At 45.1% G+C, this 12,149-nt stretch carries 13 protein-coding genes; 6 read left to right on the forward strand and 7 right to left on the reverse strand.

What is annotated here, in order from left to right; translation table 11 throughout:
- The 3 genes from ABS362_RS07740 to ABS362_RS07750 form a co-directional block, all read right to left on the reverse strand.
- Positions 1 to 1,827, reverse strand: coding sequence for a pseudouridine synthase (locus ABS362_RS07740; protein WP_350411827.1), 1,827 nt, complete (start codon positions 1,825 to 1,827; stop codon positions 1 to 3).
- Positions 1,828 to 1,908: 81 nt separating this feature from the next.
- Positions 1,909 to 2,469, reverse strand: coding sequence for an SMC-Scp complex subunit ScpB (gene scpB / locus ABS362_RS07745; protein WP_350411828.1), 561 nt, complete (start codon positions 2,467 to 2,469; stop codon positions 1,909 to 1,911).
- A 12-nt stretch (positions 2,470 to 2,481) separates the two neighbouring features.
- The gene (locus ABS362_RS07750; protein WP_162344883.1) at positions 2,482 to 2,871 is read right to left on the reverse strand and encodes a TraR/DksA family transcriptional regulator; all 390 of its coding nucleotides are present in this window, start codon (positions 2,869 to 2,871) and stop codon (positions 2,482 to 2,484) included.
- 589 nt (positions 2,872 to 3,460) lie between these two features.
- Here ABS362_RS07750 and ABS362_RS07755 point away from each other — a divergent pair.
- Positions 3,461 to 4,024 carry a DUF3575 domain-containing protein gene (locus tag ABS362_RS07755; protein WP_350411829.1) on the forward strand — a complete coding sequence of 188 codons (564 nt, stop codon included), beginning with the start codon at positions 3,461 to 3,463 and terminating at the stop codon, positions 4,022 to 4,024.
- 76 nt (positions 4,025 to 4,100) lie between these two features.
- On the opposite strand, the gene ribH is transcribed toward ABS362_RS07755, so the two are convergent.
- The 3 genes from ribH to pdhA form a co-directional block, all read right to left on the reverse strand.
- Positions 4,101 to 4,577 carry a 6,7-dimethyl-8-ribityllumazine synthase gene (gene ribH / locus ABS362_RS07760; protein ID WP_350411830.1) on the reverse strand — a complete coding sequence of 159 codons (477 nt, stop codon included), beginning with the start codon at positions 4,575 to 4,577 and terminating at the stop codon, positions 4,101 to 4,103.
- Positions 4,578 to 4,761: 184 nt separating this feature from the next.
- Complete coding sequence (locus ABS362_RS07765; RefSeq protein ID WP_350411831.1) at positions 4,762 to 5,475, reverse strand: tetratricopeptide repeat protein; 714 nt, start codon at positions 5,473 to 5,475, stop codon at positions 4,762 to 4,764.
- 115 nt (positions 5,476 to 5,590) lie between these two features.
- Positions 5,591 to 6,634 (reverse strand): pyruvate dehydrogenase (acetyl-transferring) E1 component subunit alpha, encoded by a 1,044-nt coding sequence (pdhA, locus tag ABS362_RS07770; RefSeq protein ID WP_350411832.1) that lies wholly within the window; start codon positions 6,632 to 6,634, stop codon positions 5,591 to 5,593.
- Positions 6,635 to 6,763: 129 nt separating this feature from the next.
- Between pdhA and recF the strand changes: the two genes are divergently transcribed.
- The 5 genes from recF (at position 6,764) to ABS362_RS07795 (ending at position 11,210) form a co-directional block, all read left to right on the forward strand.
- Positions 6,764 to 7,870 carry a DNA replication/repair protein RecF gene (gene recF / locus ABS362_RS07775; RefSeq protein ID WP_350411833.1) on the forward strand — a complete coding sequence of 369 codons (1,107 nt, stop codon included), beginning with the start codon at positions 6,764 to 6,766 and terminating at the stop codon, positions 7,868 to 7,870.
- Between the two features lie 50 nt (positions 7,871 to 7,920).
- Entirely contained in the window at positions 7,921 to 8,646 is a 726-nt protein-coding gene (locus ABS362_RS07780; RefSeq protein WP_350411834.1) for a hypothetical protein, read from the forward strand.
- A gap of 75 nt (positions 8,647 to 8,721) precedes the next feature.
- Positions 8,722 to 9,045 (forward strand): DciA family protein, encoded by a 324-nt coding sequence (locus tag ABS362_RS07785; RefSeq protein ID WP_350411835.1) that lies wholly within the window; start codon positions 8,722 to 8,724, stop codon positions 9,043 to 9,045.
- Positions 9,046 to 9,207: 162 nt separating this feature from the next.
- Positions 9,208 to 9,762: an acyl-CoA thioesterase gene (locus ABS362_RS07790; protein WP_350411837.1), complete on the forward strand. Its 555-nt coding sequence runs from the start codon at positions 9,208 to 9,210 to the stop codon at positions 9,760 to 9,762.
- A 68-nt stretch (positions 9,763 to 9,830) separates the two neighbouring features.
- On the forward strand, positions 9,831 to 11,210 hold the full coding sequence (locus ABS362_RS07795; RefSeq protein WP_350411838.1) for a M28 family metallopeptidase: 1,380 nt from the start codon (positions 9,831 to 9,833) through the stop codon (positions 11,208 to 11,210).
- A 160-nt stretch (positions 11,211 to 11,370) separates the two neighbouring features.
- On the opposite strand, the gene ABS362_RS07800 is transcribed toward ABS362_RS07795, so the two are convergent.
- On the reverse strand, positions 11,371 to 12,093 hold the full coding sequence (locus tag ABS362_RS07800; protein WP_350411839.1) for a head GIN domain-containing protein: 723 nt from the start codon (positions 12,091 to 12,093) through the stop codon (positions 11,371 to 11,373).
- Positions 12,094 to 12,149 lie beyond the last annotated feature (56 nt).

Consider the following 12,149-nt stretch of genomic DNA (forward strand, 5'->3'; position numbering starts at 1 on the left):
TTACATAAAGTATTTCAGACGGATAAGCTCTTTCTCAGAAAGGTAGCGCCAGTTGCCGCGTGGCAGGTCTTTCTTCGTTAAGCCTGCGTACTGCACTCTGTCCAGCGTTACTACTTCGTAGCCTAAGTGTTCGAAAATACGACGTACAATTCTGTTACGCCCGATATGTATCTCCAATCCTAAGAACTTACCTGTATCACCGATCAGGGCTACATCATCTACTTCTGCTTTACCATCTTCCAGTTCCAGGCCTTCTGCTACTTTCAGGAAGTCTTCTTTGGTAATTGGCTTATCCAGCTCTACCTGGTAAATCTTTTTCACGCCGTTAGATGGGTGCGTCAGCTTTTGAGCCAGTTCGCCATCGTTCGTGAATAAAAGTAAACCTGTGGTGTTACGGTCAAGTCGGCCAACCGGGAAAATGCGCTCCTTCGATGATTTCTCTACCAGGCTCATTACAGTTTTTCTGCCTTCAGGGTCGTCTGTAGTTGTCAGGAAATCTTTTGGCTTGTTTAGCAGTACATACACCAGTTTTTCGCGGTTCAGTAACTTTTTGCCATACTGCACCGTGTCTTCCGGCTTTACTTTAAAGCCCATTTCGGTTACCACTTCACCGTTCACTTTTATCTCACCAGACTCTATCAGGGTATCAGCTTCGCGACGGGAACAAACACCTGCATTGGCGATGTAGCGGTTCAAACGGATCGTTCCGTCATCTTCTCCCTCCTCTTTGCGATTACTCTTCTTGATGCGTGGGTTATTCTCGTAATGCTTGGTATTGTACGTCGGAGTTTCCGGATCACCGAAGTCTTCTCTGTTAGAGTAGCTGGTTCTGCGGTCTCTGTTGCCAAACTTAGAATTCCGATCTGATTTGAATGGTTTTCTGTCGGAGTTAAAGCTGCGCTCGCCACCTCTTGCCGGTCTGTCTTCGCGGTTATCTCTTCTATCCGATTCGAATGAACGACGCTCGCCACCTTCGCTGCGTTCTGAGCTATAGTTGCGGCGCTCTCCACCCTCACGGCGGTCACCGTAAGGTTTTCTTTCGCCACCTTCTCTGCGGTCGTTGCCAAAAGAACGGCCTTCACCGCCTCTTTTGTCATCACGTCTGTCGCTGTTGAATGAACGACGCTCTCCGCCTTCACGCTTGTCGCCAAACGATCTTCTCTCGCCACCTTCTCTTCTATCGCCGTAAGGCTTGCGCTCACCACGGTCCGAATCAAATGAACGGCGCTCGCTACGTTCGCCACGGTCTGCACCGAAAGAACGACGTTCGCCACCTTCTCTGCGGTCCGTGTTAAATGTACGCTTTTCGCCTTCTTCTCTTTTTGGAGTTGCTTCTCTGTTTTCATCAGATCCGCGACGCTCCGCTCTGTTCGGGCGATCAGAACTAAATCTTTTCTCGCCGCCTTCTCTACGGTCAGCGCCAAAAGATCTTCTCTCACCACCTTCACGACGGTCGCTGCCAAAAGAGCGGCGCTCGCCACCTCTGTTGTCATCGCGTCTGTCTGAGTTAAATGATCTGCGCTCTCCGCCTTCGCTGTTTCCGCGTCGGTCGTCTCTTCTGTCAGAACTATAGTTGCGTCTTTCGCCGCCTTCACGTTTGTCGCCAAACGATTTTCTCTCGCCACCCTCTCTTCTATCGCCGTAAGGCTTGCGCTCACCACGATCAGAACCGAATGAACGGCGTTCGCCACCTTCGTTCTTATCTCTTCTGTTAAATATCTTTTTCTCGCCGCGGTCGTTGTTTGGTCTGCCAGAAGAATTTCTGTCAGTATCTCTGCGTCCTGCACTGTCGTTGTCGCGCGCAGGTCTTTCGTTATCTCTTGCCATTGTTGTTTTGTTACTCGATGCAGTATCGCTACTGTACCTTATATGCAGTATAATTGAATTTTATGCTAGTGTGTGGGTTCGCTAATCTGCAATTTCGCCAATTACGTTTTCTTCCGTAGCGAAATCCTTTAGCTGTGGGAGGTCTTTTATGTGGTTGATACCGAAGTAGTCCATAAACTTCTGTGAAGTACCGTAAAGTACCGGCCTTCCGATGGTATCTGCTTTTCCTTTAATTTCGATCAGCTCCTTTTCCAGCAATTTCTGGACGGCATAATCGCAGCCAACGCCACGTATCTGCTCCATTGCAGAACGTGTTATAGGCTGTTTGTAGGCAATAATTGCCAGCGTCTCGAGTGCGGACGCTGACAATTTTTTCTTTGATTTCTGTTTCAGGTAAACACTTACCGTATCCTGGTATTCTGGTTTGGTAAGAAACTGGTAACCACCCCCGATCGCGTAGATCTGAAAGGCAAAACCGGTATCGTTCAGCTGCTCATTTATAGCTTCGATACTTTCAAGCACATCACCAACAGCAATTTCCATTTGCAGCGCTTCCGTAAGGCAACGCTGAATTTCCTCTATGCTGATGGGTGATTGCGCACAAAAAACCAGTGCTTGTATATGATGCTGTAAGATATTCAAGAAGTAAAAGTTCTAGTCGTTACGCTGTAGTTTAGCTTCGATAGTATGTTGTGTGTGCGGCACGGCGCGCAGTCTCTCTTTCGGGATAAGCTTACCGGTAACTATACAAACACCATATGTACCGTTTTTAATGCGGATAAGAGCGTTCTCCAACTGCTGGATAAACTTCATCTGGCGTGATGCCAACTGGTTTAAGCTTTCCTTTTCTGCTGTGTCAGCTCCATCTTCCAATACTTTTGTAGGAGATGCGGTGTTATCAGTACCGGTATCGTTACGGCGGCTAAGAGTCTCTTTAATAAAAGTTACTTCTTTTTTAGCGTTCGTCAGCTTCTCAAGGATGATGTTTTCGAATTCCTGTAGGTCTTCTTTAGAGTAGCGCTGTTTTTCTTCGTTCGTATTCATCTTATCGTATAAATATACTTGCTTGGGTTCGTTTTCTATAGTTACCTATGCTCCCTTACTAGCTTATAGTATAAAGCATATTTTACTAAAATTCGTGCAAAAATAGCAGTAATATTTATTCTTTACTACCTATCCTGCTTTATTTAATTTTTTTTAACTCACAGTATCAGCACTTTCCGTTCGCTGCCAGCCTAAAAATTTTACAGTTCAGGCGTTAACTGTACATTGTAGGGTATGTTACAAAAATCAGTCCAGATTGTTATTTTACGGGAATATGGCCATATCTAAGCATATGATTGACTGTTGCTGCAGCCTCACTCCTTTGTTATGGTGATAGGTATCGCCTTTATAGCCACATCTATACAGATCACAGATTCGATCTTATCGTACTGCGCCAGAAACTAGGCTCCAAAGGTAAGATCGGAGCTTCCCAGCACGGTGTTACGGAGGATGTTCTCTTTTTGCTCTGCACACTAAATGTTATAACATTATAATTTTTTTTAATATATGCTTACCTATATATATAAGTCTTTATATATTTACCATTGTAAACTTAATAATTTTTAACTTTTTTATTATTTATTCAGCTATGAAGCGAATTTTACTTTTAACAGTGGCAGCATTTGCCCTTTTCATGGGAGCTGCACAGGCTCAGAGCAATGTTTTCAAAATTAACATTCTTAGCCCTGTAGTACGTACCGGCTCTGTATTCTATGAGCGCACTATTTCTGAAGACAAGAGTGCTCAGTTAGGCTTTTTTTACACAGGCTTCAGTGTTGATGACACTAAGTTTAGTGGCTTCGGTTTTACTCCGGAATTCAGAAAATACCTTTCTAGCTCAAGCGAGGCTCCAGCGGGTTTTTATATTGCTCCATTCCTGCGTTTACAGTCTTTTAAACTTAAGGTAGAAGATTCTGACTTTACTGAAGAAGAAACTGGCGGTGAGGCTAATTTAACAACATTTGGCGGTGGTTTACTAATCGGTCGTCAGTGGGTATTTGCTGACCGCTTCGTGCTTGATACTTTCCTTGGCCCTAGCTATAATGCGGGCAGCGTTAAGACAGAAGATAATTCCAACGAAGAAAACTTCCAGACTGGTGCATTTAGCGGTTTTGGTATCCGTACCGGCCTTGCTTTAGGTATTAAGTTCTAATCAGAAACAACAATGTATAATAAAAAAGAGGCGTCCTTTACAGGACGCCTCTTTTTTATTATACATTGGTTATACCTTAAAAGCTAAGCATGTGAATGACCGCTGCCGCTGCTTCCACACCTTTGTTGCCATGCTTACCACCTGCTCTGTCTAAAGCCTGCTCCAGGTTATTGGTAGTTACCAAACCAAAAGCTACCGGCTTGTTGTACTTTAAAGATACATTGGTAAGACCGTTCGCCACTGCATTGTTAATGTAATCGTCGTGCTTGGTATCGCCTTTAATTACCACACCAATGCAGATCACAGCATCTATTTCTTCGTGCTGCGCCAGAAACTGGGCTCCTAAGGTAAGCTCGAAGCTGCCAGGCACGGTATTTCTAAAAATGTTCTCTTTCTGAGCGCCATGCTTTAACAGTGTTTCGATGGCGCCATTGCTCAGTACATCGGTAATATCTTTGTGCCACTCGGCTACTACAATCCCGAATTTCTTATCGGCCATGTCGGCGAAGGTGGCGGTACTATAGTCGTTCAGGTTTTTTAAAGCTGTTGCCATACTTTAATTTCGTTGTTCGTTAAGCGTTGTTTGTTAATCGGGATTTCATACCCGTTAATTTCTGCGTTTCCATGTAAACTATAGTTTGTATGTAACTATAGTTTAGGGCAGGTTATAAAACAGAAGCGCTTTTGCCTTACAAGTAAAGACAAAAGCGCTTTTATAGTTTATATGCGGCTGTTAATTAGTTAGCGCCACCTGCAAGTGCCTCAGCACGAGCCTTGTATTTTTTAGCGTCGTTCAGTTCAGCTGCTGTTACGTAATCTTTCACGATCTTGTCGTAAGCTTCGGCAGCTGCTTTATAATTGTTATCGGCTTCGTAAGCGATACCAGCTTTCATAATGTACTGTGGCGAAAATTGTGGGTTGGCATTGTGGTTAGCAGCCTTCATGTACTGGTCAGCAGCCTCCTTGTTTTTGCCTTGCTCTAACAGCGCATCACCAATTAAACTATAAGCACGGGCCTGCAGCAAATAGTCATCAGACTCAAATTCTTCCAAGTGCTGCTGCGCCTCAGCAAATTTGCCAGTCTTTAAAAGCGCTACACCAGCGTAGAAATTTGCCAGGTTTCCGGCATCTGTTCCGCTATACTCGTCAGCTATTGCTGTAAAACCTTTGTACTGTCCGTCGCCGTTCAGGGCTTTGTTCAGCGAGTCAGCTTCGAAGTAATAGGTTGCCTGGAACATCGCATCCTGCGCTTCCTGGCTCTGGGTAGTGCGGTGGTTATAGTATAAAAAGCCTGCTACAACTATAGCGGCAATGGCGGCAAACACACCAAGCAGAATTGACTTGTTTTTCTTTACGAAATCATCCGTGTGCGACAGGCGTTCTGCTAACGCATCCGGATTTTCAACCAGCTCTTCAAACTCGCTGTGCTTCTGTACTGTTTCTTTTGCCATTAGTATAAATTGAATTAGAAATTCAAAAGTAGGAATTAAAAATTGGATTTAAATCTATGTCCTTTAGTTTCGGAACACCAAATTTATAATTTTTAATTCCTAATTCTAAATTATTTTAGTCCATTACGTAAGGGTAGTCCGGTTCCACGTAAATATCTGTGTATAACTCAGATGGGTCCGGGTAAGGAGACTCTTCGGCAAATTTCACGGCATCCATTACTCTCGCCTTTATTTTTTCATCTATCTGCTCCAGTTCTTCTTCTGTAGCCCAGCCATTCTTTAGTATAGTTCCTGCTACAGATTCTATCGAGTCGCGGCCTTTGTAGTCTTCCAGCTCTTCTTTGGTTCTGTACTTGGCAGGGTCCGACATAGAGTGACCTTTGTAGCGGTAAGTTCTGAACTCAAGCAGGGTAGGTCCTTCGCCGGCACGGGCACGCTCAGCAGCTTCAGCTACGGCAGTATGCACATTCTCAACGCTCATAGCATCAACCGGGAATGAAGGCATATCGTACGCAGAGCCCAGTTTGTATAGATCCTGCACGTTTGATGTACGCGATACAGAAGTACCCATAGCGTAACCATTGTTCTCGATAACAAAAATCACAGGCAGTTTCCAGCTCATGGCCATGTTAAGCGCTTCGTGGAAAGCACCCTGGCGCACAGCACCATCGCCCATGTAGCAAATGCAAAGCTTGCCAGTCTTGTTATACTTCTCGGCAAATGCCAGGCCAGCGCCCAGTGGCACCTGACCGCCAACTATACCGTGGCCGCCTACAAAGTTTACTTCTTTATCGAAGATGTGCATAGAACCACCTTTGCCTTTAGAGCAGCCGGTTGCTTTAGCAAACATTTCGGCCATTACAGCACCCGGATCAGTACCCAAAGCAAGCGGGTGTGCGTGGTCGCGGTAAGCAGTAATCCACTTATCACCTTTCTCAAGGGCTGTAACTGCACCAGCCACACAAGCCTCCTGGCCAATGTACAGGTGGCAGAAACCCTTAATTTTTTGCTGACCATATAACTGGCCTGTTTTTTCTTCGAAGCGGCGGATGAGTTTCATGTTCTCGAACCACCACATATATGTTTCCTTTGAAAACTTTGGCTCAGCCTGTACCTTTGCTTTCGTCGACTTCGCTTTTGCCTTTTCTTTCGTAGCCATGGGTAAATATCTAATCTGGTTTTTATCCGTTGCATGCTCAGGTATAAAAACTACCTTGCACGTTGGGCGAAAAGGCCCGGAACGGGTTTAGCTGCGAAATTAAGGAAAAAGAAATCAATTATAAACTGAATGCTCCTCGAAAATCTAAGTCTGCTGTTTTTCAAGAACTACGACGATGCCTCGCTGGCTTTTTCGGAGCACATAAACTGCTTTATCGGTGACAACGGAAGCGGCAAAACAAACCTTCTGGACGCCATCCATTACCTCTCGCTCACCAAAAGTGCCTTTAACAGCTCCGATGCCCAAAGTATAAAGCAAGGCGAAGAGTTTTTTATGGTGAAAGGCAAGTTTATAGTTGATGACACCAAACACACGGTGCAGGTTAGCTTAAAGCAGGGCCAGAAAAAGACGGTAACGCACAACAAAGTGCTTTATGAGAAGATGAGCGAACATATCGGCCGTTTCCCGGTGGTGCTGATCTCGCCTTACGATACCGACCTGATACGCGAAGGCAGCGAAGAGCGCCGCAAGTACTTCGATAGCCTGATCTCGCAGCTGGACCACACCTACCTGGACACGCTGATACAGTACAACTATATACTCAAGCAGCGAAACTCCCTTTTAAAGCAGTTTGCCGAGCGCCATTACTACGATAAGGATTACCTGCACATACTGAACGAGCAGCTTGTACCGCTGGGCCAGCAACTGGCGCAGGAGCGCGAAAAGTTTTTAGAAATGTTTGTGCCTGTGTTCCAGAAGCATTACCGACACATATCAGACAGCTCCGAAACCGTTACGCTCACCTATAAAAGCCAGCTTTTGGGTTCTGATTTTGCACACCAGCTGCTGCAGAACGAGCGCAAAGACATGGCATTGCAACGCACGACTATAGGTCCGCATAAAGACGACTTTGTGTTTTTGATGGATGGCAACCCGGTGAAGCATTTTGGCTCGCAGGGTCAGCAGAAAAGTTATGTGATTGCCCTAAAGCTGGCGCACTTTGAAGTAATGGCCGAACGCCAGCACCACAAGCCCCTGCTCCTGCTCGACGATATTTTTGACCGCCTCGACGAGAAGCGCATCACCAAACTCATGCAAATGGTAGCCGCCCATACCTTCGGACAGATATTTTTAACAGATACCCACCTCGACCGTACCGACAAAATACTCGAAGGCCTCTCAGAAAGTATCCGTAGATTTGATGTAAAGGATGGGATTGTGAAGGTGATTGGGTAGTTGTAGAGATCTTTTATGTGAATCGTTGATACCAACCAAGTTAGTTAAGAATGGAAAGTAAGCATCAGATAGAAGAATACTACTTTAATAAATTGAGAGAACTCTATCCTAAGCTTCCTAATGGCAAGGTGAGTAGACCAGAACCTCCTGATTTTTTAATCCAAACAAGCTCAGAAACTATAGCTGTCGAGATTACACAAATTCACAACGAGAAAGAGCATAGCCAGAAGTTTACACCTGCTCAAAAACATGCTACTGAAGATCAAATATTAAAAACTGCAGAGCACCTATTTGCTCTTCGCAGTGGTATTCCTCTGTATGTTAGGTTTCACTTTTCAGATAACATAGTATTGAATGCAAAGCAGAGAGAAATACTTTCAGAACAAATTTGTGAGTTAGTTGCAGACGAAATTAAGGACAGAGAACTATCAGAGAGATTCTCCTTTTCCTTGAATAACTGTCTCCCAAATGAGCTTATTTATGTAGATGGAGATTATTTCCCTAATGTTACAGATGCATGTTGGTATTCAGCTAAAGGTAGGTTTGTGCCAAATCTTACGAAAAGAGAAATTATCAATGTTATCAACAAGAAAGAGAAAAAGATGAGCAATTATCTTAATAAAGTTGATAAAGCTATACTTGTAATAGCAGAAGGAGAAATACCAAATTCTTGGTTTGCAGATGTAGAAACATTCGGGCAAGATGAACTGGTAACTCAATTTGAAAAGGTGTTTATCATCAGACGATTATTTGGAAACTTAATTGAAGTAAAATAACCGCCAACAATCTTTCTTGTAAATTGAGTAATTTGCAATCACTAATTCACCCACCTATCCTTAATTACCCAAACCGTGCGCTACTATAAGAAGAAGGAAGAGATTGCGAAGCGAAAAGCGGGCACGCAAACTATAGGCGAAAGTATAAAAGGGCTTTTGCAGGCTTACCGGCTGGAAGGCAAGCTGAATGAAGTAAACCTGGTGCAACGCTGGGAAGAGATCATGGGTAAACCCATCGCCATGAAAACCCAGGAACTATACTTCCGGGACCAGAAACTTTTTGTACGCCTGACCTCCGCCCCGCTAAAGCACGAACTCAACATGAGCAAAAGTAAGGTGGTAGAGCTTCTGAACCGCGCTTCGGGCCATGAGGTAGTAAAAGAAGTAGTGTTTTTATAGCAATAACCTAAGCATCCTCCAAACCAAGAAAACACCCCGACCCCTCTCAAGAGGGGAATTCGTTTACTGATAAATCCTGCTCATCCATAAATCCTGAAAATCCTGATTCAGACAAAAAAAGGATAGCTGCCGTATACTTGCCAAAGTATAAAAACAGCTACTATGACCACACCCGCTTTCCGTCCCGTTTCTTATTCCCGTACTATTCTTACCGAGCTCATGATTCCGAGCTATGCCAACTTTGGCGGCAAAATTCATGGTGGTATCTTACTTTCGCTCATGGATAAAGTGGCTTATGCCTGTGCGGCCAAGCATGCCGGGAACTACTGTGTAACGGTATCAGTAGAGGGCGTTCACTTTCTGCAGCCCGTGGAAGTACAGGAACTGGTGTCGTTGCTGGCATCGGTAAACTATGTGGGCAACACCTCGCTGATGGTAGGCATAAAGGTCATTGCAGAGAACATTAAAACCGGCCTCGTTAAACACACCAACACCAGCTACTTTACCATGGTAGCCAAAGGCGACGACAACAAACCAACCCAGGTTCCGGGACTTATACTTGAAACGCCGGACGATACGCGCCGCTTTTTAGAAGCCATCAAACGCCGCGAATTGGCCCAGCGCTATCAATCCGAATTTACTGAAGCCAAAACCACCTTGGCCGTAGAGCAGGAACTTTACAAGTTGCAGGGTGAGCGCTGCAAACTGGCTTATTAAACTATAGTTACTGGCATTTTTGCGCTGGCGTTCCTATATTTAAACTTCACTTACCTTACAAACACCTCATGCAAACTAAGCGTTTCACCCTATTTGCCGGCTTACTAGCTGCAGCCGGGTTATACTTTTCTACCTCTCTAAACACACAAGCCCAGGCTCCTGCTACCCACGACGAAGACATTACCGAAATGGTAAATGCCGTGTCGGCAGATAATCTGAAAGCGCTTGTAGAGAAGATGGTAATTTTTGAAACACGGCATTCTTTGAGCACTACTACGGATAAAAAGCGTGGTATCGGTGCTGCCCGCGAGTGGGTAAAATCAGAATTTGAGAAATATGCCAAAGTATCTGGCGGACGAATGACCGTAGAGATGGATCGCTTTACTGTAAAAGCCGATGGTCGCCGCATACCACAGGATGTGGAAATGGCAAACGTAATGGCAACCTTAAAAGGCACTGACCCTACTGATAAACGTGTTATTATAGTGAGCGGTCACCTGGATTCGCGCGCTACCGATGTAATGGATGCAAAAAGCAAGGCACCAGGCGCCAACGACGATGCATCAGGAGTAGCTATAGTTATGGAAATGGCCCGCATTATGGCCTCAAAGCAATTTCCGGCTACGTTAGTATTTGTGGCATTTCAGGGCGAAGAACAGGGACTTTACGGCTCTACACATTTGGCTAAACGCGCTAAAGACCAAAACTGGAATATAGTAGCTGTACTGAACAATGATATTGTAGGTAACTCTTACTCTGCCGAAACCGGAATACATGACAATACCCGCGTGCGTGTATTCAGCGAAGCAACTCCTGCCAACGAAACAGAACAGCAGGCCCGCCTGCGCCGCACCCTGGGCTCTGAGAACGACGGGCCAAGCCGTAACCTGGCTCGCTACATGAAAACTGTAGGTGAGAATTATGTAGACCAGATCGAAGTGATACTTGGCTACAGACCAGACCGTTTCCTGCGTGGCGGCGACCACACGCCATTTAACCAACAGGGCTTTGCAGCGGTGCGCATGAGCGAAATGAACGAAGATTTTGACCACCAGCACCAGGATGTGCGAAAAGAAGATGGCAAGCAGTACGGCGACCTGGTAGAGTTTATGGACTTTGAGTACCTGCGTAAGAATACGGCTGTAAACCTGGCAACTATGGCTAATTTAGGCTGGGCTCCTGCAGCACCCGAAAGTGTAGGCGTCATCACATCAAACCTTACCAACAAAACCGATCTGAAGTGGGAAGCACCTAAATCAGGTAAAAAACCAGTAGGCTACTATGTGCTGATGCGCGAAACCAGCAGCCCTGCCTGGGAGAAAAAGTTTTTTGTAAAAGACACCAGCGTAACACTGCCTTATTCTAAAGATAATTACTTTTTTGCAGTACAGGCTACCGATGCCGAAGGCCACACCAGCCTACCTGTTATTCCGGTACCGGTTCGCTAACTATAGGTAACTCCTTAAGCCAAAGCCTGAAACTACGCTATAGTTTCAGGCTTTTGTCTTTGATAGACTTTTCGATTCAGCACTATAGTTACCAGCGTGAAGCGCATAAAAAAAGCAGCCATAACAGGCTGCTCTTTCCAGGGTGTGTAATATTATTCACTTATAGTTTCGAGATTCTGCTTGCTGCTGTGGTCTGGGCTTCTATTTTAGGTGAGCCGGCATAAGCCACATGCGATGCACCTGATGCATTTATAACCAGGTTTTCGGTAGCATGCACTTTTACGCTGCTGGCTCCGCTAGATTCAACTTTTACGCGTTTGGCAATCAACTCACGCGTATCTACCGACGCGGCTCCGGACATATTCATTTCCAGGTCATCTGCATGGCCAGATAAGGCGACTTTGCTGCCACCGCTCATCTCTACATCCAGTTTATTGGCATCTATAGCCAGAGTTACATGCGAGCCACCGCTCATACCCAGGTCAAAAGTGTTCGCCTTAAAAGTAGATAAGCCTGTTACTTTTACGCCTCCGCTTATATCTATTTTGTTCAGGTCGCTAACAGTAACAAAAGCCTTTATACCTTTCCTGCTATTGAAGCTGCCTTCGGTATACAGGTGCAACACGCCGTTCTTCACTTCAGACTTAATGTTATCCATCAGGTTCTCTTCGGCTTCAATTCTAAGCTCTTCCTGCTTGCCCTGCTTAATTTCAACTATAAAACCGCCGCTCACTTTTATGCCTTCAAAATCGGCTACTTTACGGGTTTGTGTTTTCAGGGTGCCATTTCCTTTTACATCCTGCGCTATAATGGTTCCACTCAGCAAGGCAAGAGCGATTACAAACGAAACGATGATGGCCATGTGGGCTGTAAAATTCTTCATAGTTTTATTTTATTGGTTTGGATAGTGTTACAGAGCAGTCTGGTTGTTTTTTTAGC

The organism is Pontibacter populi, from assembly GCF_040278685.1.
Lineage (GTDB): Bacteria > Bacteroidota > Bacteroidia > Cytophagales > Hymenobacteraceae > Pontibacter > Pontibacter populi.